This is a genomic window from Oharaeibacter diazotrophicus, from assembly GCF_004362745.1.
Classification (GTDB): domain Bacteria; phylum Pseudomonadota; class Alphaproteobacteria; order Rhizobiales; family Pleomorphomonadaceae; genus Oharaeibacter; species Oharaeibacter diazotrophicus.
In genome coordinates this window covers 1-24818 of record NZ_SNXY01000014.1, presented here as the reverse complement: position 1 = coordinate 24818, position 24818 = coordinate 1, and the positions used below count along the sequence as shown (strand labels likewise).

Sequence of the window (24818 nt, the reverse complement as noted above, 5' to 3'; positions counted from 1 at the left end):
GGTCAGGCCGCGGCGTCCTTGGAGCGCTCGGCCTTCTTGCGGTCGTTCGGGTCGAGGATCGCCTTCCGGAGGCGGATCGACTTCGGGGTGACCTCGACGAGTTCGTCGTCCTGGATCCAGGACAGGGCGCGCTCCAGCGTCATGCGGATCGGCGGGGTGAGGCGGACGGCCTCGTCCTTGCCGGCGGCGCGGACGTTGGTGAGCTTCTTGCCCTTGAGGACGTTGACCTCGAGGTCGTTCTCGCGGGTGTGCTCGCCGACGATCATGCCCTGGTAGACCTTCCAGCCCGGCTCGATCATCATCGGGCCGCGGTCCTCGAGGTTCCACAGCGCGTAGGCGACCGCCTCGCCGGCCTCGTTGGCGATCAGCACGCCGTTGCGGCGGCCGGCGATCTCGCCCTTGTAGGGGGCGTAGGCGTGGAACAGCCGGTTCATGATCGCGGTGCCGCGGGTGTCGGTGAGCAGTTCCGACTGGTAGCCGATCAGGCCGCGGGTCGGCGCGTAGAACACCAGACGCTGGCGATTGCCGCCGGACGGGCGCATCTCGACCATGTCGGCGCGGCGCTCGGACATCTTCTGCACGACGACCGAGGAGAACTCCTCGTCGACGTCGATGACGACCTCCTCGATCGGCTCCAGGGTCTCGCCGGTGGCCTCGTCCTTCTTGAAGACGACGCGCGGACGCGACACGGCGACCTCGAAGCCCTCGCGGCGCATGGTCTCGATCAGCACGGCGAGCTGCAGTTCGCCGCGGCCCGACACGAAGAACGAGTCCTTCTCGGAGCTCTCCTCGATCTTGAGCGCGACGTTGCCCTCGGCCTCCTTGAGGAGACGGTCGCGGATGACGCGGCTCGTGACCTTGTCGCCCTCGGTGCCGGCGAGCGGGGAGTCGTTGACGATGAAGGACATCGTCACGGTCGGCGGGTCGATCGGCTGGGCGGCGAGCGGCTCGGTGACCTCGAGAGCGCAGAAGGTGTCGGCGACCGAGCCCTTGGTCAGGCCCGCGATCGCGACGATGTCGCCGGCCTCGCCGAGTTCGATCGGCTGGCGCTCGATGCCGCGGAAGGCGAGGATCTTGGAGACGCGGCCCTGCTCGATGGTGGTGCCGTCGCCGGCGAGCACCTTCACCGTCTGGTTCGGCTTGATCGAGCCGGAAGTGATGCGGCCGGTGATCATGCGGCCGAGGAAGGGATTGGCCTCGAGCAGCGTGCCGATCATCTTGAAGGGCGCGCCCTCCTCGACGGTCGGCTCGGGGACGTGACGGAGCACGAGGTCGAACAGCGGCGCCATGCCCTGGTCCTGCGGACCCTCCGGGCTCTCGGCGAACCAGCCGTTGCGGCCGGAGCCGTAGAGGATCGGGAAGTCGAGCTGCTCGTCGGTGGCGTCGAGGTTGGCGAACAGGTCGAAGACCTCGTTGATCACCTCCTGGGCGCGGGCGTCGGAGCGATCGACCTTGTTGATGACCACGATCGGCTTCAGGCCGACCTTGAGCGCCTTGCCGACCACGAACTTGGTCTGCGGCATCGGACCCTCGGCGGCGTCGACCAGAACGATGGCGCCGTCCACCATGTTGAGGATGCGCTCGACCTCGCCGCCGAAGTCGGCGTGGCCCGGGGTGTCGACGATGTTGATCCGCGTCTCCTTCCAGACCACCGAGGTGGCCTTGGCGAGGATGGTGATGCCGCGCTCCTTCTCCAGGTCGTTGGAGTCCATCACGCGCTCGGCGACGCGCTGGTTCTCGCGATAGGAGCCGGACTGCTTGAGCAGTTCGTCCACCAGCGTGGTCTTGCCGTGGTCGACGTGCGCGATGATGGCGATGTTGCGGAGCTTCATGACGATTTCCGGGAGCGAAAAACGATGGACGGCCCGTGCGGGTCGAGGCGCGGGCCGTCCTATTGCGGCGCACTATACGAATCATTGTGACGGGAGCAAGAAAAACCGCGCGAAAGTGCCCCGCTGCGGCCCTGCACCGCGCCGGGCGCGGGGCTCGGGCCGGTTTTCCGCGCCGGCCTGGGCGCGAGACGACCCTTGACAGCGCCCGTGCCGCCGTCCAGATGGTAAGTCGACCTTACTATCGGCTCCCCGTCATGCCCGCCTCCGAAGAGACCCTCGGCTTCCTCGTCGTCGACGTCGCGCGCCTGTTCCGCCACCGCTTCGAGACCGCGCTCGCCGCCGCCGGGCTCGGCGTCACGCCGGGCGAGGCGCGCACGCTGCACCACCTCGCCGCCGCCGGACCGATGCGTCAGTCGCTGCTCGCCCAGCGCCTCGGCGTCGAGCCGATGACGCTGGTCGGCTTCCTCGACCGGCTGGAGCGCGCCGGCCTGATCGCCCGCGATCCCGACCCGGACGACCGCCGCGCCAAGCGCATCGTCCTCACCGACGCCGCCGAGGCGGTGCTGCCGACCATCCGCACCGTCGCCGCCGGTGTGCGCGCCGCCGCCACCACCGGCCTCGACGGCGACGAGGTCGCGGCGCTGCGCCGGGCGCTCGCACGCATGCGCGCCAACCTCGTTTCCCCGGAGGGTGCGCGATGACCCGTCCGGTCGCGCCCGGCGACATCGCCGCGCCGGTGCTGTCCGAGCGGCTGACCGCCGCCTTCGGCGCCATGCTGGTCGCGCTCGGGCCGGTCTCGATGGCGCTCTACACGCCGGCGATGCCGACGCTTGTCGCCGCCTTCGGCACCACCATGGGCGCGGTCAAGGCGACGCTGACGCTCTACTTCGCCGGCTTCGCCCTCGCCCAGCTCGTCTGCGGCCCGCTGTCGGACGCCTACGGGCGCCGGCCGGTGCTGATCGGCTTCCTCGCGCTCTACGTGGCGGCGAGCGTCGGCGCCACCCTGGCGCCGACGGTCGAGGTGCTGATGGCGATGCGGCTCGTCCAGGGCGTCGGCGCCGCCACCGGCGTCGCGATCTCGCGGGCGATCGTGCGCGACGGCTTCACCGGGCCTCGGTCGGCGCGGATCATGAACACGATCGGGATCTGGCTGGCGCTCGGCCCGGCGCTGTCGCCCTCGATCGGCGGGCTGCTGCTGGCGGTCGCCGACTGGCACGCCGTCTTCGTCGCCATGATCGTCTACGGCGCCGTACTGCTGGCGCTGATCGCCTGGAAGCTGCCCGAGACCAACGCCGCGCCCGATCCGGCCCGGATCCGCCCGGCCGGCCTCGTCCGCGCCTACGGCACCCTGTTGCGCGATCGCCGCTTCATGGTGCCGAGCACGGTGATCGGCCTCACCGTCGGCGGGCTCTACGCGCTCGGGACCATGCTGCCCTTCGTGTTGATCGACCGGGTCGGGCTGTCGCCGACCGCCTTCGGTGCCGGCATGCTGTTCCAGTCGGGCTCCTTCATCCTCGGCGGCATCGCGACCAAGCTCCTGATGCGCCGCGTCGACGCCGGTCGGCTGGTGACGCCGGGCGTCCTTCTCTGCGCGCTCGGCGGCGTGCTGCTCTCGGCCAGCCTGTTCCTCGCCGCGCCGAGCTTCCTCGGCGTGATGGGACCGGTCGCCGTGTTCGCCTTCGCGCTCGCGATGATCATGCCGTCGCTGACGACCATGGCGCTCGCCCCGTTCCCGACCATCGCAGGCGCCGCCGCGGCACTGATGGGCTTCCTGCAGATGGGCGGCGGCTTCGCCGGCTCGGGCGTCGCCGCCCTCACCGGCGACGCGGTGGTGGCGCTCGCCACCGTGGTGCCGACGATGACGGTGGCGGCGCTGGTGGTCCACCTCGCCGCCGGGCGCAGCCGCGTCGACTGACGGTCGCCGCGGCTCCATCTTTTCGCCGCAGCGCGCTGACACGGTCCCGCGTCGGCACCAGGAGGCGGAGATCGCCATGTCGGGCAAGGACGTCGCCCCCGTCACCGCGCTGAGGCGCTTCGGCCTCGGCCCCAGGCCCGGGGAGTGGCAGAGGATCGCGGACGACCCGCGCGGCTTCGTGCTCGCCGCCGTCGGCGCCTCCACCGCGCTCGACGACGCGGGATTGCCGACGTCGGCCGAGGCGATCACCGCCAGCCGACGCTTCCATGCCGAACTGGCGCGCGGGACGTCGGTCGCGGATGCCAACGCCGCGTTCCTGCCCGCCGGCATGCCGCCGTCGCCGGACCCGAAGCTGCCGCTGCATTCCCACATCCTGCGCACCGAACTGGTGGCGCGCTTCGACCACGCCGTCGCCACCGACGCGCCCTTCGCCGAACGTTGGGTGGCGTTCTGGTCGAACCACCTCTGCGTCGTCTCCTCCAAGGCCGCCGGCCTGATCGCGTCGGCCGGCGCCTACGAGCGCGAGGTGATCCGCCCGAACGCCTTCGGCCGCTTCCACGACATGCTGGCGGCGGCGATGCGCCACCCGGCGATCCTCGCCAGCCTGGACAATCCGAAGTCGGTCGGTCCCAACTCCAAGGCCGGACTGAAGTCCGGCCGCGGCATCAACGAGAATCTCGGCCGCGAGGCGCTCGAGCTCTACACGCTCGGGCCGCAGGGCGGCTACGACCAGGCCGACGTCACCGCCTTCGCGCGCGTGCTCACCGGCTGGTCGATCCGCCGCCCCGACGAGAAGGACGCCGGCGCCTTCGTGTTCCGGCCGGCCCAGCACGAACCCGGCCCGCAGACGATCATGGGCAAGGTCTACGCCGAGGACGGCGTCGACCAGGGCCTCGCGGTGATCGCCGACATCGCCGCCCATCCCTCGACCGCCCGCCACCTCGCCCGCAAGCTCACCCGCCACTTCGTCGGCGACGCCGCGCCGGCCGCGATCGCCGCGGCGGTCGAGGCGCGCTGGCGCGACACCGGCGGCGACCTCGCCGAGGTCGCGCGCGCCCTGGTCGGCGAGCGCGCGGCCTGGACGGCCGGTGCGATCAAGGTGCTCTCGCCCTACGACGTGCTGGTGACCTGGGCGCGCGCGGTCGGCGACGTCTTCAAGCGGCCGGAGCTGGTGCGCTTCACGCAGACCTTCGGCGGCAGGGTGTGGAATCCGCCCGGACCGAACGGCCTGCCCGACGGCGACCTCGCCTGGGCCGCGCCCGACAGCCTCGCCAACCGGCTCGACCTCGCCGCCTTGGTAGCCAAGCGCGCCGAGGTGCCGGACGTCGGCGCCCTCCACGCCGCCCTGTTCGGCCCCGCCGCCCTGCCCGCCACCAGCGACGCCGTCACCCGCGCCGACAGCCGCGTCCAGGCGCTGGCGCTCCTGCTGATGGCCCCCGAATTCCAGCGGAGGTGACCGCCATGACCGTTCCGCATCCCTCCCGCCGCGCCTTCCTCGGCGGCAGCGTCGCCGTCGCCGCCTGGGCGATGCAGCCGCGGCTCGGCTTCGCCGGCACCCGGCGCGATCCCCGTCTGGTGGTGATCCTGCTGCGCGGCGCGCTCGACGGCCTCGGCGCCGTCGCGCCCGCCTTCGATCCCGACTACGAGCGCCAGCGCGGCGACCTCGTGCTCGCCGCCTCGGGCAAGCCGGCGCCGAAGCTGCCGGGCGGCTTCGAGCTCAACCCCAACCTTTCCGCCTTCGCCGGGATGTTCTCGGCCGGCGAGGCCTCGATCGTCCACGCGGTCTGCACGCCCTACCGCGCCCGCTCGCATTTCGACGGCCAGGACGTGCTGGAGAGCGGGCTGCCGGACGTCGCCACCACGGTCGACGGTTGGCTCGCCCGCGCCGTCGCGGCGTTGCCGAAGGGCGACGCCGTCGGCGGCCGCACCGCCTTCTCCTACGGCGCCACGACGCCGCTGATCCTGCGCGGCGACGTTCCGGTCGCCACCATCGTGCCGAAGGGCCTCGACGACACCGACGCCGACACCGCCCGCCGGCTGCTGGCGCTCTACAAGGCGTCCGATCCGGGCCTCGCCTCGATCCTCGCCGAGGCGGCCCCGCTCGACAAGGAGGCCGCCGCGATCATGGCCGCCGGCAACGATATGGGCGGGCCGAGCGGCGGCGGCGACCTCGGTGCCGGCCTGCGCATGCTCGCGCGCAGCCTGACCGCGCCGGACGGCGCCCGCGTCGCCGTCATCGACGCCGGCGGCTGGGACACCCATTCCAACGAGGCGCCGGTCACCGGCGGCCTCGGCAAGCGGCTCGCCATGCTCGACGCCGCGCTCGCCGGCTTCCGCAAGGCGATGGCCGGCGACTGGCGCGAGACCGTGGTGGTGATCGCCACCGAGTTCGGCCGCACCGCCCGCGTCAACGGCAGCGACGGCACCGACCACGGCACCGGCACGGTCGCCTTCCTGGTCGGCGGCGCCGTGCGCGGCGGCAAGGTGGTGACCGACTGGCCCGGCCTCTCGGACAAGGCGCTGCTCGACGGCCGCGACCTCGCCCCCACCACCGACCTCCGCTCGGTGCTGAAGGGCGTTCTCGCCGACCACCTCGGCCTCTCCGACCGCGTGCTCGCCGAGACGGTGTTCCCCGAGAGCGCCGCGGTGAAGCCGATGCGCGACCTGCTCGCCTGAACGAGCGCCGTCGCGGGACGCCGGTCGCCCGGCGCCTCGCGATGGATCGGCATCAGGCGGCGATCAGGCCCTTCTTGCGCATCATCGCCTCCGGGTTCGGCATCCGGCCGCGGAACGCGACGTAGGTCTCGGCCGGGTCGACCGCGCCGCCGGCGGCGTAGACGTGGCGGGCGAGCTTCTCCGCGGTGGCCGGATCGAACGGGTCGCCGGCCTCGGTGAAGGCGGCGAAGGCGTCGGCGTCGAGCACCTCGGACCACATGTAGGAATAATAGCCGGCGGCGTAGCCGCCCGAGAACACGTGGCCGAAATGCGGGGTGCGGTGGCGCATGGCGATCGCCGCGGGCATGCCGATCCGCTCCAGCACCTCGGCCTCCACCGCGAGCGGGTCGGCGGCGGGCGCGCCGGTGTGGAAGGCCATGTCGACGAGCGCCGAGGCGGTGAACTCGACGGTCGCGAAGCCGGCGTTGAAGGTGCGCGCGGCGGCGAGCTTGTCGATCAGCACCCGCGGCATCGCCGCGCCGCTGTCGTGGTGGCGGGCGAAGGTCTCGAGCACCGCCGGCACCGTCAGCCAGTGCTCGTAGAGTTGCGAGGGCAGTTCGACGAAGTCGCGCGGCACCGAGGTGCCGGACACCGAGGGATAGGTGACGTCCGACAGCATGCCGTGCAGGGCGTGCCCGAACTCGTGGAACAGGGTGCGGGCGTCGTCGATCGACAACAGCGCCGGCCGGCCCTCGCCGGGCTTGGCGAAGTTGCAGACGTTGTAGACGATCGGCACCTGCCCGCCGGCGAGCCGGTGCTGGTCCTGCAGCGAACTCATCCACGCCCCGGAGTGCTTGCTGGGACGGGCGAAATAGTCGCCGAGGAACACCGCCTTCAGGCTGCCGTCGGCGGCGCGCATCTCGTAGGCACGGACGTCCGGGTGCCAGGCGACCACGTCCGGACGCGGTACCGCGACGAGCCCGAACAGCCGGCGCGCGACCTCGAAGGCCGCCTCGATCATCCGCTCCAGCGGCAGGTGCGCCTTCACTTCGGCCTCGGAGAAGTCGAAGGTGCGCCGGCGCAGCTTCTCGGCGTAGTGGCGCCAGTCCCAGGGCATCACCGGGTGGTTCCGTCCCTCCTCGGCGACGAGGGCTGCGAGCGCGGTCTCCTCGGCGAGCGCGCGCCCGCGCGCCTTGTCCCAGACGGCGCCGAGCAGGTCGCCGACGGCGCCGGCGGTCTTCGCCATGGTGTCGTCGAGGGCGTAGGCGGCGTGGTCGGCGTAGCCGAGCAGGCCGGCGGCCTCCGCGCGCAGCGCCAGGATCTCGGCGACGACGGCGCGGTTGTCGGTGTCGCCGCCGGTCTCGCCGCGGCCGACGAAGGCGCGGAAGACGGTCTCGCGCAGGTCGCGGCGCTCGGAGAAGGTCAGGAACGGCTCGACGATCGAGCGCGACAGCGTCACCGCGTAGCGCCCGTCGGCGCCGCGGTTGCGGGCCTCCGCGGCCATGGCGTCGACGAGGTCGGCGGGCAGGCCGTCGAGGTCGCCGGCATCGACGAGCAGCACCCAGGCGACCTCGTCGGCGAGCACGTTCTGGCCGAAGCGGGCGCCGAGGCCGGCGAGGCGCTCGCGGATCGCCGACAGCCGCTCCTGCTCGGGCTTCGCAAGCCGCGCGCCGGAATGCACGAAGCCCTTCCAGTGCCGCTCCAGCACCCGCGCCTGTTCGACCGTGAGGCCGAGGCCGTCGCGGCCCTGCCACAGCGCGTCGACGCGGGAAAACAGCGCCGGATCGGTGCCGACCTTGGACCAGTGCCGCGACAGCCGCGGCGCGATCTCGCGCTCGAGCGCGCGGATGGCGTCGTTGGTCTCGGCGCCGGCACGCAGCCAGAACACCGAGGACACCCGCTGCAGGTCGCGGCCGGCGAGTTCCAACGCCTCGACCGTATTGGCGAAGGTCGGCGCGGCGGGGTCGGCGCCGATGGCCGCGATCTCGGTCTCGTGGGCGGCGAGCGCGGCGTCGAAGGCGGGGGCGAAGGCGTCGTCGGCGATCGCGGCGAAGTCGGGCAGGCCGAGCGGGCCGGTCCAGTCGGTGAGGGGCGTGGTCGAGGGCATGGGCGTCCGTTCGGAAGGCGGGGGAACCGCGATGGCGTCGAAATGGGGCGCGGTCACGGCCGGCGCCAGCCGAGGAGCCCCGGCGCGGCGTGCCAGACCGCCTGGGCGGCGAAGCCCATGAACAGCACGCCCGACGCGCGGACGATCGCCAGTTCGTGGGCGCGGTAGAAGCGGCGGACCGCGCGGGCGCCGATGATCGCGATCAGGAGCACGTCGGCGACGAGGAAGCCGAGGAAGGAGGCGGCGAGCAGCACCGGCAGGCTGGCGAAGTCGAGCTTGTCGGCCTCGCTGGCGAGGAGGGCCGTGAAGGTGGCGAGCGCGACCGGATAGCCCTTGGGGTTGGTGAGCCCGAAGATCAGGCCGCGACGCAGCGGATGGCGCACGGTCATCACGGATTCGCCGTCGCCGCGCGGGCGGGCGCGGAAGGCGCTCCAGCCGATCCAGGCGAGGTAGAGGCCGCAGAGGAGGCCGAGCACGTCGAAGACGGTCGAGCCGATGGTGCGCGCGCCGACGATCGCCACCAGCGCCAGGGCCGACCACACGACGTCGCCGGCGAGGTGGCCGCCCATGAAGAAAGCCCCGGCGCGCCGTCCCTGGCCGGCCCCGATGCCGAGCAGGGCGAGGAAGGCGGGACCGGGGATGGCGACGTAGAGGAAGGCGGCGGCGAAGGCGGCGGCGAGCAGCGTGGGCGACATGGGCGACTCCGGATGGCGCCCGATCGTAGACGACCGCGCGGACGGCCGTCACCCCCGCCGGCGACGGGAATCGCGCGTCGCTCCGCCCCGTTTCAGAACCCCGCCCAGTCCAGCCAGCCGGCGTCCTCGCGCACGAGGCGGAGGCCGAGGTTGGCGGGCGGCGTGCCGACCGAGCAGGCGCCGGCGCGCGGGTCGCGGAAGAAGCCGCCGACGTAGGCGCGGTGGCGGCCCTCGGCGACCAGGACGCCGCAGTTCTCGGTGACGGCGCCGGTGTCGAGCCGATGGCGGGCGTAGCAGGTCGAGGTCCACTCCCAGACGTTGCCGGAGAGGTCGACGAGGCCGTGTTCGTTGACGCCGAAGGCGCCGACCGGGCGCGGCGCCGGATCGACCCGCACCTCGCCGGCCGCCTCGGCGTCGTAGGTGGCGAGCCAGCGCTTGGCGGGATCGGCGGGGTCGCTGACCTCGGTCCAGGCGTCGTCGCGGTAGCGCGACCCGGCGGCGAGCGCCCATTCGCGGTCGGTCGGCAGGCGCCAGTGCGCGCCGGTGGTCGCGGACAGCCAGGCGGCATAGGCGAGCGCGTCGCCGTGGTTCAGCCCGACCGCGGGGAAGTCGGCCGGCGTCGCGGCGTCGAGCGCGGCGCAGCCGGCGGCGGCGACGCAGCGGTCGTATTCGCCGCGCGTCACCTGGCGCGCCATGATCGCGATCGGCCGTTCGGCGCGGATCTCGGCGAGCGGGCCGTTGACCGGGCGGGTGCCTTCGAGGAACTCGCCGGGTTCGCGGTAGGTCACGGCGACGTCCGCGAGACGGACGAGGCCGTCGGGAAGCCGCGGCGGCGGCGAGCCGAAGCCCTGCAGCACCGCCATCGCGGCGAGACCGGCGACGGCGACCGGGACGGCGAGGCGGCGGGTGCGCACGATGTCCTCCGGAAAGACGGGAGAAGAGGGGGCCGCGACGTCCCGGCGGGCCGGGACGGCACGGGGGTCGGTTTCACTGACCGACGATCGGGCCGGGGGCGGAGACCTGGGTCATCAGGTCGTCGTTCCAATCGCCCTCGACCTTGACGTGGGCGGTGGCGCCGAGCTCGGCAGCCTCGATCAGGTTGTGGTTGACGTAGGCGTAGATGCCGGGCTGCAGGAAGGTGTAGGTCGCCACCCCGACGCTGCCGCCGGCCACGAACCAGGTCTCGAGGTCCTTCGCCGGCGCGTTGGCGAACTTGCCGCGCTCCCAGACGTGGTCGCCGTGGCCGCCGATCAGGTGCGGGCGGGTGTCGCGGTTGGCGGTGGAGTGGATGAACAGCACGGTCTCGCCGACCTTGGCGGTCATGGCGCCGGCGCCGGTGAGGGCCCCGACCTTGCCATTGAACACCACCTTGCTCGGCACCAGGCCCTTCATCACCTCGACGGTGTCGGCATAGGCGTCGCCGGGGCTCTCGTAGCGCTTGAAATTCCCGTTCTCGTCCTTGGGGATGTAGAGGTCGAACTCGCCGATGGTGTAGGCGCGGTCGTAGTGGACCGGCCGGCCGTTCTCGTCCGTCAGCCCCTGGCGCGGCAGCACCATGATGGTGCCGCTCATGCCGCTGACCACGTGCCAGGGCACCATGCCCGGAGGGGCGCAGTGGTAGACGAAGGCACCGGCCCGGGTCGCCTTGAAGCGCAGGGTCGCCTGCTCGCCGGGATTGACCAGGGTGAGCTGGGCGCCGCCGAGCGCGCCGGTGGCGGCGTGGAAGTCGATGTTGTGCGGCATGCTGTTGGTCTCGGGATTGACCAGCGTCAGCTGCACGTAGTCGCCCTCGTGGACCACCATGGTCGGGCCGGGCATCGAGCCGTCGAAGGTCATCGCCTGGAAGGTGGTGCCCTCGTCGTCGACCACGATCTCCTTCTCGTGGATGGTCATGGTGAACTCGACCACCTTGGGCGCGCCGACGGCGACCTGCTCGTGCGCCATCACCGCGGGCGGCGCCACCAGCGTGGCCTTGACGTGCTCGAGGCCGACCGTCGGGTCGGGCCGGCCGGAGAGGCCGACCGCGGGGGCCGGGCCCTCGTCGGCGTGGGCGGGGGCCGCCGCCGCCAGGGCGGCAATGGCGGCGCCGATCAGGAAGCTGCGACGGGTCGACATGGTGGTTTCCTTTCGTCCGGGAGCGGCGTCGTTCGCCGTTGGAGAGAGGAAACACCCGATCCGCGCCGACGATTTTGCGAAATGGCAAACAGCGCGGCGGTTGTCGGGCCGATCAGGCCGCAGCCACCGGCGCGCAGCCGCGCGCGCCGCGGACGTAGCCGTCGACGAGGTCGCCGGGCAGCGCCATCGCCGAAAGCGCGCCGAGCGCCTCGGCCCGCTCGGTGGTGCCGTCGAGCACGGCGCGGTAGAGCCGGCCGACCGCGGCCATGTCGACCGTGTGCGGCGACAGCCGGAGCCGGCGGATCCCCGCCGCTTCCGCCTCCGCCGCCGTCGGCAGGAAGGCGTGGACGCCGTGGGACAACGTCTGGACGCCGTTGGCGGCGAGGAAGGGCCGGCCCTCCAGCGTGTCGACGGCGAGGCCGTCGGGGTCGCGCTCGCAGACGAAGCGGCAGGAATCCTTGGCGAGGCCGGCGAGCCGGGCGTGGTAGCAGCGCCCCGACAGCGCCAGCGGCAGCCGGCCGAAGGCGAACAGCTCGACCTCGACGCCCGGGCAGGCCGCCGCGATCGCGCCGGCGGCGGCGAGCGGCAGTTCCACCGGCAGGCACAGGGTGACGGCGCCGCGCGCGGCGAGGAAGGCGGCGGCGCCCTCGTTGTAGACGTTGAGCAGGGGGCCGGCGACGAAGGGCCGGCCGGCCCGCGCCGGCAGCGCCGTGACGTCGTCGATCTCGATCAGCCGGTCGTCGCCGGCGGTGGCGGCGACAGAGGCGCGCTCGCGCGGCGTCGAGGGCAGCGCCAGCGTCGAGAGCACCACCTCGATCCCCGCCGCCTCGAGGCCGGCGATCACCTCCGGCCAGATCGCGTCGGTGAAGGGCGCGCGTTTGCCGCACACCACCTCGCCGACGTGGACGCGGTCGAACACGCCGGCGGCGGCGACGTCGCGATAGAAGGCGGCGAGCCGCTCGGCGCTCCAGTTGAACAGCACGGGGCCGAGCGTCAGGCGGACGGCGGGCACGGCGGTCACCTCCAGGTCTTGCGATAGGCGCCGGCGGTCTGGCGCCCGCCCTCGACCAGTCCGGCGAGCAGGCGTTCGGCCGCGACCGGGTCGCGCCCGGCCTCGACGGCGTCGACCACGGCGCGGAAGGTGCGCACCACCTCGGCGACGTAGCCCTTGCCGCGCTGGCGGCCCTCGATCTTCAGCGCCGTGACACCGGCCGCGGCGAGCCGCCCGACGAGCCCGGCGGCGTTGAGGCTGACCGGATCCTCGAAGAGGTGCGTCGTCCGCCCCTCGGCGACGAAGCGGCCCTTGCAGAGCGTCGGGTAGCCGGCCGGCTCGTCCGGCGCGGTGCGCTCGATCGCGAAGCCGCCGAGCCGGGCGGTGCGGCCGCCGGCGTCGTCCTCGTAGACGACGTGCTCGGGCGGCGAGCACACCCCGGAGAGGTTGGGCGAGCGTCCGGTGGCGTAGGACGACAGCGCGCAGCGGCCCTCGGCCATCGGGCAGAGGCCGCCGAACACGAAGACCTCGGTCTCCACCGTGACCGCACGGTTCAGCGCCGCGATCTCCTCCACGGTCAGCACCCGCGGCAGTACCACGCGCTTGACGCCGAAGGCGTCGGCGTAGAAGCCGATCGCCTCGGGCGTCGCGGCGGCGGCCTGGACCGAGAGATGCAGGCGCAGGCCGGGATGGTGGCGGGCGGCGTGGTCGAGCACGGCGAGGTCGGCGAGGATGACGGCGTCGGCGCCGGCGTCCTCGGCGGCGGCGAGCGCCCGCCGCCACGGCTCCATCGCCCCGGCGGTCGCGAAGGTGTTGACCGCCACCAGCACCCGGACGCCGCGGGCGTGGGCGAAACGGATCCCCTCGGCGAGCTCGGCCGGCGAGAAGTTGAGGCCGGGGAAGTTGCGGGCGTTGGTCTCGTCGCGAAAGCCGCAGTAGACCGCGTGGGCGCCGGCCTCGACGGCGGCGCGCAGGGCGGCTGGCGTGCCCGCGGGGCAGACGAGTTCGAGGCTCATCGGCCGGCCCCGCCGGCGCGGGCGGCGCCGTCGATCGCGTCGGCTCGGGCCCGGAGCGCGGCGACGGCCCGCGGCACGCCGGCATCGGCGGCACGGCCGAGCGGGCCGGCGAGCCCGACGAGGTCCGACGGCTTCAGCTCGGCGTCCTCGATGGCGTTGCGCAGCGCCAGCAGCGCGTCGGTGCGGCCGCCGACCGCGATGGTGCGGCCGAAGAAAAGCGCATCGCCGTCCTGCGAGCCGTCGAGGATGCCGATCAGTGCCAGGATCGGCCCGCGCACGGTGACGTCGCCGCCTTCCGGCACGTCGACGCCGACCGTGACGGTGGCCGCGGCGCCGTCGGGCACGACGCGGAAGGCGAGGCCGAGGTCGGTCGGCACCACCACGAAGGAGAAGCCGCGGTAGCTGCCGAGCCGGTCGAAGATCTCCGGGCGCCGGCGGGCGAGATCGCGCAGTGCGCGCGTCAGCACCGCCCCGAGCGGCCGGGCGCCGAGACCGCGCACGAATCGCGGCGGCCGCGCCAGGAGACCGATCGGGCCGGGCAGTTCCCCTGCGATCCGTTCCACCATGCCTTGCTCCCTGTTCGCCGCCTGCTCGGAGCCTGCTTCAACAGTCGGCCGGGTCGGCCGCCGACTGTTGAAGCAGGCTCTTAGGCGCGGACGGGGCCGTCGTCTTTGATCTACCTCGAGGACCGCCGATTTCGCGGAAGCTCGAGGAGGGTCGCCCGCGCCCTTCGCGGCGAGCTTGCGCCGGCTCAACGTCGCCGCCCCGGCGCGGGTGGCATGGAGGACCGCGAAAGGAACCGTCATGCCGCCCTCCCCCGACCTCGTCGCCCGGCGCCTCGACACCGCCGCCGGCCCGCTGTTCGCGGTCGCCTTCAGGCCGCTGTTCGTCGGCGCGAGCGCGCTCGCGGCGCTCGCCGTGCCCGTGTTCGTCGCGCTCCTCCTCGCCGGTGCGCCGACGATCGGCGGCCTGCCTCCGGTGGCCTGGCACACCCACGAGATGGTGTTCGGCTTCCTGCCCGCCGTGATGGCCGGCTACCTGCTGTCGGCGACGCCGAACCGGTCGGGACGGCTGCCGGCATCGGGCCGGCCGCTCGCCGGCCTCGCCGCGCTCTGGCTCGCCGGCCGCCTCGGGCCGCCGGCCCTCGCGGTGCTCTCGCCCGCTTCCCCGGACGCCGTGCCCTGGCCCGCGCTTCTCGCCGACGCCGCGTTCCCGCTGGCGATGACGGCGGTGCTCGCCCGCGAGGCGATGGCGGCGACGAAGACGCGGCCGCCGGGCTCGAGCCGCCACGGGCTCGCCCTGTTCCCGCTGCTCGCAGGCCTCGCCGTCGGGCACCGCTGCGCGGCGGCGGCCGACGCCGCCGACCTCGTCTCGGCCTTCGCCCGCGGCGGTGTCGCGGTCGCGATCCTGCTGATCGCCGCGGTCGGCGGTCGGCTGGTGCCGAGCCTGACGCGCAACGCCCTCGCCGCCGCGGGACGCGACGGCGGAGGCGTGCCCGAGCCCTACGGCCGCTTCAACGTCGCGGTGCTAGTGGTGGCGCTGCCGGCGCTCGCCGCCTGGACGATCGCGCCCGCGCACGTCGTCACGGCGACCGCCTGCGGCCTCGCCGCCGTCCTCCAGGCGGTGCGGCTCGCCCGCTGGCGCGGCTGGCGGGTCCGTCGCTTCGACGTCCTCGCCCTCCACGTCGGCTATCTCTGGGTCGTCGCCGGTACCGCGCTCGCAGCCCTCGCGGCCGACCCGCTCGCGGTCGTACCGGCCGACGCCGCGCTCCACGCCTTCACCGCCGGCGCGATCGGGACCATGACGATGGCGGTGATGGCCCGCCTCGCCGGCACGCGCGGCGCCCGCGGCCGAACCCATCCGCGCCTCGCGGCGTTCGCCGTCGCGCTGGCGACCGTCGCCGCGCCGGCCCGGGTCGCCCTGCCCTTCGCCGGCGCCGCCTACGGGCCGTTGCTCCACGCCGCCGCCGGGCTCTGGACCCTCGCCTGGACGCTCTTCCTGGCGGCGCAACTCGCCGGCCTCCTCGCCGACCGGCCGGGCCGCCGGCGGCCGTGAGCGCCCTCAGCCGAACAGCGTGCCCTGGGCCGCCGCCGGCGCGTCCTCCTCGCCGCGGTCGAGCCGGTCGAGGAAGGCGCGGGCCTCGCGGGCGATCGTCTCGCGCCGCGCGGGGTCCATGCGGTCGAGCGTGCGGTAGACCGGGCCCATGCGCGGATTGCCACCGAGCCGGTCGCGCCGCTCCATAACGAAGTTCCAGTAGAGCAGGTTGAACGGGCAGGCGCCCGGGCCGGTCTTCACCGCGGGATCGTAGGCGCAGGCGGCGCAGTGGTCCGACATCCGGTCGATGTAGGCGCCGGAGGCGGCGTAGGGCTTGGAGGCCATCAGGCCGCCGTCGGCGTGGAGCGCCATGCCGAGGACGTTCGGCAGCTCGACCCATTCGAAGGCGTCGGCGTAGACCGCGAGATACCACGCCGCCACCTCGGACGGCCGGATCCCTGCGAGCAGGGCGAAGTTGCCGGTCACCATCAGGCGGTGGATGTGGTGGGCGTAGGCGTGGCGTCGGGTGTCGTCGACCACGGCGGCGACACAGGCCATCGCCGTCCGGCCGCTCCAGTAGAACCACGGCATCGGCCGGTCGGCGCCGAGCGCATTCGCCTCGGCATAGTCCGGCATCCGCGTCCAGTAGATGCCGCGGACGTATTCGCGCCAGCCGAGGATCTGGCGCACGAAGCCCTCGACCGCGGCGAGCGGCGCCCGGCCGGCGGCGTGGGCGGCCACCGCGGCGTCGACCACTTCGCGCGCGGTCAGGAGCCCGACGTTGAGATAGGGCGACAGCATGCCGTGGAACAGGAACGGCGCGCCGCGCTTCATGGCGTCCTGGTAGTCGCCGAAATCCGGCAGGCCGGCGGCGAGGAAGTCGTCGAGCGCGTCGCGTGCGCCGGCACGGTCGGTCGCCCAGCCGAATGGTTCGAGGTCGCCGAAATGGTCGGGGAAGCGACGGGCGACGAGGTCGATCACCGCCCGCGTGGTCGGGTCGGGGGCGAAGCGCCGTCGTTCGGGCGGCACGAGCCCGGGCGGCAGCGGCTTGCGGTTGTCGTGGTCGAAGTTCCAGCGCCCGCCGACCGGCTCGGCGCCGTCCATCAGGATGCCGGTCTCGCGCCGCATCACCCGGTAGAAATGCTCCATGCGGAGCTGCGAGCGCCCGTCGGCCCAGCGCGCGAACCGCCCGCGCGAACAGAAGAAGCGGTCGTCGTCGCGGATCTCGACGGGGACGCCGAGCGCGTCGGACCAGCCGCGCATCGCGGCGAGCACCCGCCATTCGCCGGGCTCGGTGACGACGACGCGGTCCGGCCGGTGCCGCGCCACCGCGCGCGCGACCTCGCCGCCGAAGCTCTGGGTGTTCGCGGGATCCTCGAGGTCGACATGGTCGACGCGGATGCCCTCGGCCCGCAGCGCGGCCGCGAAGCGGCGCATGGCGGCCAGCACGAACACGATCTTCTGGCGGTGGTGGCGGACGTAGGTCGCCTCCTCCATCGCCTCGACCATCAGCACGACGTCGCGGGCGGGGTCGAGGTCGGCGAGCGCGGCGATCCCGCGGGTCAGCTGGTCGCCGAGGACGAGGACGAGCCGCCTCACGGCCGGGCCTGCCGGCGTTCGCGCCGCGCCGCGTCGCGGCAGCGGTCCGAGCAGGTCTCGATCGTCGCCCACACCCGCTCCCACTTGCGCCGCCAGGCGAAGGGCCGGCCGCAGACGCGGCAGTCCTTCACCGGCAGGTCGCCCTTGCGGCGCATCTTCGCCATCGCTTCGCACGCTCCCGCCGATCGGTTCGGACGGGGATCCTACGCACGCCCGCGGCGGCCGGATCCCGGCCGGGTGGCGGCGCCGACCGTCCGCGGCTAGGATCCGCCGCCCCGGGGCCGGCGACCGGCCTCCCTTGTTCGGAGCGAGACATGAGCTACGAGACCATCACCTCGGAGATGCACGGCGCGGTGCTGCTGGTCCGGATCGATCGGCCCAAGGTGCTGAACGCGCTCAACACCACGGTGATGCGCGAACTCGTCGACCGCTTCGCCGCCGCCGACCGCGACCCGGCCGTGCGCGCCATCGTGCTGACCGGATCGGGCAAGGCCTTCGCCGCCGGCGCCGACATCTCCGAAATGGCCGGCATGGGCTTTCCCGACATCTACGGCGCCGACACCTTCGGCGGCTGGGACCGCTTCGCCGCCACCCGCAAGCCGGTGATCGCGGCCGTCGGCGGCTACGCCCTCGGCGGCGGCTGCGAGGTGGTGATGATGTGCGACATCGTGCTGGCCGCCGACACCGCCAAGTTCGGCCAGCCGGAGATCAAGCTCGGCATCCTCCCGGGCATGGGCGGCACCCAGCGCCTGACCCGCCTCGTCGGCCGCGCCAAGGCGATGGACCTCGTGCTGACCGGCCGGCTGATGGACGCCGCCGAGGCCGAGCGCGCCGGCCTCGTCTCGCGCATCGTGCCGGCCGACCGCCTGCTCGACGAGGCGCTCGCCACCGCCGCCACCATCGCCGGCTATTCGCAGCCGGCGACGCTGATGGCCAAGGAGGCGGTGCAGCGCGCCGAGGAAGTGTCGCTCTCCGAGGGCGTCCGCTTCGAGCGCCGCCTGTTCGGCTCGCTGTTCGCCACCCGCGACCAGAAGGAGGGCATGGCCGCCTTCGTCGAGAAGCGCAAGCCGAGCTTCGAGGACCGCTGAGGCGGGGCCGGACCAGGGGGGCGTCCGGTCCGACCGGCGCCCCTCAGAGTTCCGTGCGCAGGGCCCAGAGTTCGGGAAACAGCACCACGGAGAGCATCCGCTTCAGGTAGTCGACGCCCGAGGTGCCGCCGGTGCCGCGCTTGAAGCCGATCACCCGTTCCACCGTGGTGACGTGGTTGAAGCGCCAGCGCCGGAAATAGTCCTCGAAGTCGACCAGCTTCTCGGCGAGTTCGTAGAGCTCCCAGTGCCGGCCGGGGTCGGCATAGACCGCGGCGAAGGCGGCGCGCACCGCCTCGTCCGGCCGCCAGGGCGCGCCGACGTCGCGGCCGAGCACCGCCTCGGGGATCGCGAAGCCGCGCCGGGCGAGCAGGCGCACCGCTTCGTCGTAGAGGCTCGGCACGGCGAGCGCCGCCTCGAGCCGCGCCCGGACCGCCGGCACGTGGTCGTGCGGGGCGAGCATGGCGCGATTGCGGTTGCCGGCGAGGAACTCGATCTCGCGATACTGCCAGGATTGGAAACCCGAGGAGTTGCCGAGCGCACCGCGGAAACCGGTGTAGTCGGACGGCGTCATGGTCCTGAGCACGTCCCAGGCGGCGTTGAGTTGCTCGAAGATCCTGGACACCCGCGCCAGCATCTTGAAGGCCGGTCGGACGTCGTCGGCGGCGATCCGGGCCCGGGCCGCCGACAGCTCGTGCAGCGCCAGCTTCATCCAGAGTTCGGACGTCTGGTGCTGGATCACGAACAGCAGCTCGTCGTGGGCCCCGGTCAGCGGATGCTGGGCGGCGAGCAGGGCGTCGAGGTCGAGATAGTCGCCGTAGGACATCCGGCCGGCCATCGCCGTCACCGCGCCGTCGCGGGCGGGATCGAAGGGAGCGTCCGTGCTCATGTCACCTTGGCCTTCACCTTGAAGCGCGGTTCGTCCCAGAGCCGCTCGTTCACCACCGCCGCCAGCGTCGCCGCCGCCCTCACCGCGTCGCGGTGCGAGACGTAGAGCGGCGTGAAGCCGAAGCGGACGATGTCGGGCGCGCGGAAGTCGCCGATCACGCCGCGGGCGATCAGCGCCTGCATCACCGCGTAGCCCTCCTCGGCGTGGAACGACACCTGGCTGCCGCGGAGCGCCGGATCGCGCGGGCCGGCGAGCACGAGATCCCGGCAGGCCCGCTCGACGCCCTCGACGAACAGCCCGGCGAGCCGCGCCGCCTTCTCGGCGACCACCGCCATGTCGACGCCCTCGAACACGTCGAGCGCGGCGTCGAGGGCGGCGACGCCGAGCACGCCCGGCGTGCCCGTCCGCATCCGCTCGATGCCGGGCGCCGGCCGGTAGCCGAGGTCGAAGGCGAAGGGCGCGGCATGGCCGAGCCAGCCCGGCAGCGCCGGCGTCACCGAGCCGAGATGGCGCGGCGCGACGTAGAGGAAGGCCGGCGCGCCCGGACCGCCGTTCAGATACTTGTAGCCGCAGCCGACCGCGAAGTCGGCGCCGGCGCCGACGAGATCCACCGGCAGCGCCCCGGCGCTGTGGGCGAGGTCCCACAGGGTCACCGCGCCGGCCGCGTGCGCGTGCGCCGTGATCGCCTTCATGTCGTGGCGCCGGCCGGTGCGGTAGTCGACCTCGGTCAGCATCACCACCGCGACGTCGTCGCCGATCGCCGAAGCGACCTCGTCGGGGCGGACGATCCGGATCTCGAAGCCGCCGGCACGCAGGCCCGCGAGGCCCTCGGCGGCGTAGATGTCGGTCGGGAAGTTGCCGCTGTCGGTCAGCACCACGCGCCGGTCCGGCACCAGCCGCAGCGCCGCGTCCAGCGTCTTGAACACGTTGACGGTGGTGGAATCGCCGACCAGCACGGCGTTGGGCTCGGCCCCGATCAGCCGGGCGATCTTGGCGGCCACCCGCGCCGGCAGGTCGATCCAGCCGGCCTCGTTCCAACTGCGGATCAGGCCCTCGCCCCATTCCTCGCGCAGCACCGCGGCGATCCGGCCGGGCACCGACAACGGCAGCGCGCCGAGCGAGTTGCCGTCGAGGTAGATCACGCCCTCCGGCAGGTGGAACAGCCCGCGGCGCGGCGCCAGCGGGTCGGCCGCGTCGAGGGCGGCGGCCCGGGCTTCGAGATCGGCGAACACCATGGCACTCCTGAACGTCGGGACCCGCGTCCCGCTGCCGGAACGCCGGACGGTCCTGTTTTCCCCACCGCGCAGATCATATATAATCGGACGAGTTTGATACGATCAAGAGAGCTTTCGCATGGTCTCCAAGAGCGGCACGGCCTACGACCTGTTGCGGCGGGCGATCCTCGACGGCGACCTCGAGCCCGGCGCGGCCCTCACGCTCTCCGCGCTGACCGCCCGTTTCGCGCTCGGCTGGACGCCGCTGCGCGAGGCGCTGTCGCGGCTCGAGGCCGAGGGGTTGGTGACCTCCGAACTGCACAAGGGCTTCCGCGTCGCCCCGGTCCGGGCCGAGGACATCCGCGACCTCCAGCACGCCCGCGGCCTCGTCGAGGCCGAGTTGATCACCCTGTCGATCCGCGACGGCGATGCCGCCTGGGAGGCGCGCATCGTCGCCGCGCACCACCTGCTGACGCTCGCCCCGCCGCTGGTCGTGGGTGCCGCGCCGGACGCCGTGGCGCTCTGGGAGGCCCGCCACGAGGCCTTTCACGCCGCCCTGTGCGAGGGCACCCGCGCCCCGACGCTGCACCGCTTCGCCGGCGAACTCCGCGACGCCATCCACCGGCACCAGCGCGTGATCCTGATGCGGGCGCCGCCCGCTCCGGCCGTGGCGGCCGCCCTCGCCGAGGCCACGGCGCTTTCCCACCACACCGCGCTGATGGACGCCGTCCTCTCCCGCGACGGCACCGTCGCGCGCCGCCTCCTCGACGCGCACATCGGCTTCACGCTGGCGGTCTACGAAGCGATCGGCTGACGGGGCGCCGGTCCGCCGATTGCGCGCGCCCGACCGAGCGCCGGCCGGAGGACCGAAATCTCCCGACGCCCCGACGGGTCGGGACGTCGGGAAACGAGTTTCACTGCCCCGCGACAGCGAAGCCGCCGAGGGCGACCGGCATCGCGCCGTCCGTGACCTGGACGTAGAGCCGGGCCGTCTGTCCGCTCGGCACCAGGCCGGCCGGCAGCGTCACCAGCACGCGGCGGGTCTCGCCGGGGCCGAGCACGAGGGCGACCTCGTCCTTCGGCGCCGTGACGCAGGCCTCGCCGGGACCGACGGTGTCGAGGCAGACCTGGCCCTGCAGCGGCGACTTCGCCGGCGTCTGCCAGGGAGCGTTCTGGTTCACGCGGACCTTCAGGAAGGTGGCGCCCCCACCGAGCGCGCCCGGACCGCGGATGTCGACGGCGAAGCGGCGGCCGACGGCGGCGGACACCTTGTAGAGCCGCGGCGCGTCGTCGCCGGCGCCGCTCGGGACGAAGGTCAGCGCCGGCTCGGCCCGGTCCTCGGCCAGCCCGACCACCAGCGGCGCATTCTCGGCGACGAGCCGGTGGTGCAGCGCCCCGAACGGGATGCTCGTGGTCGCCCGCGGCGAGGCGCAGACCACGCTCGGATCGAGCACGACCGCGTCACGGACGCGCACCTCGGCGCTGACGCGCAGCAGACGGGTGGTGTTGGCCGCGACGTCGAAGGTCCGGGCGGTCTGCGGCGACGGCAGCCCTGTCTGCGGATCCACCACCTGCCAGTTCACCGCCTGACCGACGTCGAGCGGGCCGGCCGCCACCAGCGTGCGGATGCCGTTGACGAGGATGCAGCCCTTGGCCGGCAGTCCGAGGCGGTTGCGGATGACGAGATCGAAGGAGACCGTCTCGCCGAGCGGTCCGAGCCGCAGGCCCGCCGAGGCGGTGACGTGCAGCGACCCGCTCGAGACCTCCGTCGACGGCCGCAGCACCTTGCGCAGCATCGCCCGCTTGGCGAAGGTCACGCCGGAGACGAGGGTCCGGGCCTCGACGCCGACGATGTGGTCGAAGGTGCCGATCGCGCCCTGGTCGGGACCGAGGCCGACGGTCTTCAGCCGCACCGTCGCGCCCTCGTTGTCGCCGACGACCGTGTCCGCGGCGAGCGCGGGGACGACGGAAGCGCCGAAGTCGTGCGACAGCGCGAGCCGCGCCTTGACCGGATTGGCCGGCATCGGTGTGTAGATGGCGAAGGTGGTCGACCGGTCGGTGACCGGCACGGCGCCGAGGACGTTGGCGAAATAGGTCTGGAACGGCGTCGGCGGCGTCAGGACGATCGGGCTCGAGCCGTCCGACGGCATCCGGTGCAGGTTGAGGCGGAAGGCGCCGGCCTTGGCCGCCGCCGGGACCGAGGCGGCGATCAGCACCGGCCCGGCCTGCGGCGGCACGAAGAAGCGGACGCCGGACAGGTCGGTCTCGAAGCGGCCGTCGATCTTGACGCGACCGCCCTCGCGGATCGGCTTCAGGCTGCCGTCGGCCTTGCGCTCGAAAACCGACAAGGCGATGTCGCGGGCGCCGTCGCGGCCGGAATCGGTGCCGGCGCTGTCGACGTAGTACCAACCGGACGGCGGGGCGTCGATGCGGTACCAGACCGACGGGCGCGCCGCCGAGCCCATCAGCGTCACACCGGGATCGGCGGTCGCGCCGGTGAGCGAGCCGAACAGGCTGCGCTGGCCGGAGGAGATGGTGTGGGCGTTGCCGGGCTCGTCGTTGCCGGGCGCGGCCGCCGCCGGAGCCGCAGCGGCCAGGAGGGCGAAGACGAGGAGCGAGCGGAGGCGGATGGAGCGGACGGGCATGATGCGGCTTCCCGGACGACGACGTGAGCGTCGATCCTTACGGTCCGCCGAGGCTCTTGCCCGTCCCGTGACCGCCCGACTTGCCGGGCGCTCACGAGGGTCCGGCCATGCCGCCGACGCCGGGTCGCGCCCCTCGCGAGGATCAGCCCGCGGTCCGCGTCCGTCGCACCGCGTCGTGCCAGCCGGCGAGCTTGGCGCTGCGGACGTCCTCGTCCATCGCCGGCTCGAAACGGCGGTCGAGGCGCCAGTTCGCCGCGAAGCCCTCCTCGCCGGGCCAGACCCCGGCCTGCCGCCCCGCCAGGAAAGCGGCGCCGAGCGCCGTGGTCTCGAGCACCACCGGCCGGTCGACCGGGGCGTCGAGCAAGTCGGCGAGGCGCTGCATGGTCCAGTCGCTCGCCACCATGCCGCCGTCGACGCGCAGCACCGTGTCGGCGGCCGAGGCCCAGTCGCGGTGCATGGCGTCGATCAGGTCGCGGGTCTGGTAGCACACCGCCTCGAGGGCGGCACGGGCGAGTTCGCGCGGGCCGGTGCCGCGGGTCAGGCCGAAGATCGCGCCGCGCGCCTCGGCGTCCCACCACGGCGCGCCGAGGCCGGTGAAGGCCGGCACCATGTAGACGTTCTGGTTCGGGTCGGCGGCGTCGGCGAGCGGACCGGTCTGGTCGGCACGCTCGACGATGCCGAGGCCGTCGCGCAGCCACTGCACGGCCGCGCCGGCGACGAAGATCGAGCCCTCGAGCGCGTAGGTCGGCTTGCCGTCGAGCTGGTAGGCGATCGTGGTGATCAGTCGGTTCTTCGACGACACGAACTCGGCGCCGGTGTTGAGCACGGCGAAGCAGCCGGTGCCGTAGGTCGACTTCAGCATGCCCGGGCGGAAGCAGGCCTGCCCCACCGTGGCCGCCTGCTGGTCGCCGGCGATGCCGCGGATCGCCACCGCGGCGCCGAACAGGGCGGGATCGGTGGTGCCGAAGTCGGCGGCGCTGTCCTTGACCTCCGGCAGCATGGCCCGCGGCACGCCGATCGCCTTCAGGAGGTCGTCGTCCCAGCCGCCGCGGCGGATATCGTAGAGCAGCGTGCGCGAGGCGTTGGTGGCGTCGGTGGCGTGGACGCGGCCGCCGGTGAGGCGCCACAGGAGGAAGCTGTCGACGGTGCCGAAGGCGAGTTCGCCTGCCTCGGCGCGGGCGCGGGCGCCCGGCACGGTGTCGAGGATCCAGGCCGCCTTGGTGCCGGAGAAATAAGGGTCGAGCAGGAGGCCGGTGCGCTCGGCGGCGACGTCCTCGAGGCCATCGGCCTTCAACCGGGCACAGAGGTCGGCGGTGCGGCGGTCCTGCCAGACGATGGCGTTGTGGATCGCGCGGCCGGTGGCGCGGTCCCACACCACGGTGGTCTCGCGCTGGTTGGTGATGCCGATCGCGGCGAGGTCCGAGGCCGAGATGCCGGCCCGCTGCAGCGCGAAGCGCACGGTTTCCACCGTGGTGCGCCAGATGTCCTCCGGGTCGTGCTCGACCCAGCCCGAGCGCGGGAAGTGCTGCGGGAATTCCTGCTGGCCGATGCCGATCACCCTGGTATCGCCGTCGAAGACGATGGCGCGCGACGACGTGGTGCCCTGGTCGATGGCGAGGACGAAGGCGGACATGGGACGGCTGGCTCCGGCGCTGGCACGGGGGAACATGGATACCGAGCGCGCAAGGGTCCGACCCGCGGTCGGAGCCGTGCACGCGAGAAGCGCCCGACCGGGCGCCGGCCGAAACGCCGAAACCTCGCACGGGTCCCGACACGTCGGGGCCTGGGCGAGACGAGTATCGGGACGGCCGGGGCCCGCGAAGGCCCCGGCTAGGGAGTCGTCCTACCGGATTCGTGCCGCCGCGGCGAGCGGCGTCACGGGGGTCCGGCGGCGGAGGAGGCGGGCGCCGGGGCGAACCCCGGAGCCCACCGGCCCGTCACTTGGCGTCGGACCAGCTCTTGACGAGCTCGTCGTAGTTGACGGTCTGGGGCTTTTCCTTCTCGTTCTCGATCTTGGGCTGCGGGG

The 24818-nt window shown here is 73.5% G+C and carries 21 protein-coding genes; 7 read left to right on the top strand and 14 right to left on the bottom strand.

From position 1 onward, the window contains the following. Positions 1-2: 2 nt before the first annotated feature. On the bottom strand, positions 3-1832 hold the full coding sequence (gene typA / locus EDD54_RS22680) for a translational GTPase TypA (RefSeq protein WP_126540753.1): 1830 nt from the start codon (positions 1830-1832) through the stop codon (positions 3-5). A 254-nt stretch (positions 1833-2086) separates the two neighbouring features. Here typA and EDD54_RS22675 point away from each other — a divergent pair, with 254 nt between their 5' ends. From EDD54_RS22675 to EDD54_RS22660, 4 genes are all read left to right on the top strand, one after another. Further along, positions 2087-2533, top strand: a complete 447-nt coding sequence (locus EDD54_RS22675) for a MarR family winged helix-turn-helix transcriptional regulator (RefSeq protein ID WP_126540752.1) — start codon at positions 2087-2089, stop codon at positions 2531-2533. Then, positions 2530-3747: a multidrug effflux MFS transporter gene (locus EDD54_RS22670; protein WP_126540751.1), complete on the top strand. Its 1218-nt coding sequence runs from the start codon at positions 2530-2532 to the stop codon at positions 3745-3747. Before EDD54_RS22675 ends, EDD54_RS22670 begins: the two co-directional genes overlap by 4 nt. A 76-nt stretch (positions 3748-3823) precedes the next feature. Then, positions 3824-5203 carry a DUF1800 domain-containing protein gene (locus EDD54_RS22665; RefSeq protein ID WP_126540750.1) on the top strand — a complete coding sequence of 460 codons (1380 nt, stop codon included), beginning with the start codon at positions 3824-3826 and terminating at the stop codon, positions 5201-5203. 5 nt (positions 5204-5208) lie between these two features. Next, on the top strand, positions 5209-6423 hold the full coding sequence (locus EDD54_RS22660) for a DUF1501 domain-containing protein (RefSeq protein ID WP_126540749.1): 1215 nt from the start codon (positions 5209-5211) through the stop codon (positions 6421-6423). Between the two features lie 52 nt (positions 6424-6475). Here the strand turns inward: EDD54_RS22660 and EDD54_RS22655 are convergent, their stop codons facing one another. The 7 genes from EDD54_RS22655 to ubiT all read right to left on the bottom strand — a co-directional run bounded on the left by EDD54_RS22655 (position 6476) and on the right by ubiT (position 13892). Next, positions 6476-8509 (bottom strand): M3 family metallopeptidase, encoded by a 2034-nt coding sequence (locus tag EDD54_RS22655; protein WP_126540748.1) that lies wholly within the window; start codon positions 8507-8509, stop codon positions 6476-6478. 53 nt (positions 8510-8562) lie between these two features. Next, positions 8563-9204 (bottom strand): LysE family translocator, encoded by a 642-nt coding sequence (locus tag EDD54_RS22650; RefSeq protein ID WP_126540747.1) that lies wholly within the window; start codon positions 9202-9204, stop codon positions 8563-8565. A gap of 92 nt (positions 9205-9296) precedes the next feature. Next, positions 9297-10118, bottom strand: coding sequence for a formylglycine-generating enzyme family protein (locus EDD54_RS22645; RefSeq protein WP_126540746.1), 822 nt, complete (start codon positions 10116-10118; stop codon positions 9297-9299). A 73-nt stretch (positions 10119-10191) separates the two neighbouring features. Further along, positions 10192-11319 carry a copper-containing nitrite reductase gene (gene nirK, locus EDD54_RS22640; protein ID WP_126540745.1) on the bottom strand — a complete coding sequence of 376 codons (1128 nt, stop codon included), beginning with the start codon at positions 11317-11319 and terminating at the stop codon, positions 10192-10194. 112 nt (positions 11320-11431) lie between these two features. Beyond that, positions 11432-12340 (bottom strand): ubiquinone anaerobic biosynthesis protein UbiV, encoded by a 909-nt coding sequence (ubiV, locus tag EDD54_RS22635; RefSeq protein ID WP_342636610.1) that lies wholly within the window; start codon positions 12338-12340, stop codon positions 11432-11434. After that, positions 12337-13326, bottom strand: coding sequence for a ubiquinone anaerobic biosynthesis protein UbiU (gene ubiU / locus EDD54_RS22630; RefSeq protein WP_126540743.1), 990 nt, complete (start codon positions 13324-13326; stop codon positions 12337-12339). The genes ubiV and ubiU overlap by 4 nt, the downstream gene beginning before the upstream one ends. After that, on the bottom strand, positions 13323-13892 hold the full coding sequence (gene ubiT / locus EDD54_RS22625) for a ubiquinone anaerobic biosynthesis accessory factor UbiT (RefSeq protein ID WP_126540742.1): 570 nt from the start codon (positions 13890-13892) through the stop codon (positions 13323-13325). The genes ubiU and ubiT overlap by 4 nt, the downstream gene beginning before the upstream one ends. 238 nt (positions 13893-14130) lie before the next feature. On the opposite strand from ubiT, the gene EDD54_RS22620 reads away from it, so the two are divergent. Then, positions 14131-15381 carry an NnrS family protein gene (locus EDD54_RS22620; RefSeq protein WP_126540741.1) on the top strand — a complete coding sequence of 417 codons (1251 nt, stop codon included), beginning with the start codon at positions 14131-14133 and terminating at the stop codon, positions 15379-15381. A 6-nt stretch (positions 15382-15387) separates the two neighbouring features. Here the strand turns inward: EDD54_RS22620 and EDD54_RS22615 are convergent, their stop codons facing one another. Then, complete coding sequence (locus tag EDD54_RS22615; protein ID WP_126540740.1) at positions 15388-16959, bottom strand: cryptochrome/photolyase family protein; 1572 nt, start codon at positions 16957-16959, stop codon at positions 15388-15390. Beyond that, complete coding sequence (locus tag EDD54_RS22610; RefSeq protein WP_207620294.1) at positions 16956-17123, bottom strand: DUF2256 domain-containing protein; 168 nt, start codon at positions 17121-17123, stop codon at positions 16956-16958. Before EDD54_RS22610 ends, EDD54_RS22615 begins: the two co-directional genes overlap by 4 nt. Positions 17124-17273: 150 nt before the next feature. Between EDD54_RS22610 and EDD54_RS22605 the strand changes: the two genes are divergently transcribed. Next, positions 17274-18047 (top strand): enoyl-CoA hydratase, encoded by a 774-nt coding sequence (locus tag EDD54_RS22605; RefSeq protein ID WP_126540739.1) that lies wholly within the window; start codon positions 17274-17276, stop codon positions 18045-18047. 43 nt (positions 18048-18090) lie between these two features. Here EDD54_RS22605 and kynA read toward each other — a convergent pair whose 3' ends face one another. Then, positions 18091-18933 (bottom strand): tryptophan 2,3-dioxygenase, encoded by an 843-nt coding sequence (gene kynA / locus EDD54_RS22600; protein WP_126540738.1) that lies wholly within the window; start codon positions 18931-18933, stop codon positions 18091-18093. Further along, positions 18930-20168, bottom strand: a complete 1239-nt coding sequence (kynU, locus tag EDD54_RS22595; protein ID WP_126540737.1) for a kynureninase — start codon at positions 20166-20168, stop codon at positions 18930-18932. Before kynU ends, kynA begins: the two co-directional genes overlap by 4 nt. 118 nt (positions 20169-20286) lie before the next feature. Here kynU and EDD54_RS22590 point away from each other — a divergent pair, with 118 nt between their 5' ends. Next, positions 20287-20961, top strand: coding sequence for a GntR family transcriptional regulator (locus tag EDD54_RS22590; RefSeq protein WP_126540736.1), 675 nt, complete (start codon positions 20287-20289; stop codon positions 20959-20961). Positions 20962-21061: 100 nt separating this feature from the next. Here EDD54_RS22590 and EDD54_RS22585 read toward each other — a convergent pair whose 3' ends face one another. Together EDD54_RS22585 and glpK are read right to left on the bottom strand one after the other, a co-directional pair. Next, positions 21062-22792, bottom strand: coding sequence for a hypothetical protein (locus EDD54_RS22585; protein WP_126540735.1), 1731 nt, complete (start codon positions 22790-22792; stop codon positions 21062-21064). A 142-nt stretch (positions 22793-22934) separates the two neighbouring features. Continuing rightward, a complete protein-coding gene (gene glpK / locus EDD54_RS22580; protein WP_126540734.1) occupies positions 22935-24425 on the bottom strand; it encodes a glycerol kinase GlpK in 1491 nt (496 codons plus the stop codon). Positions 24426-24818 lie beyond the last annotated feature (393 nt).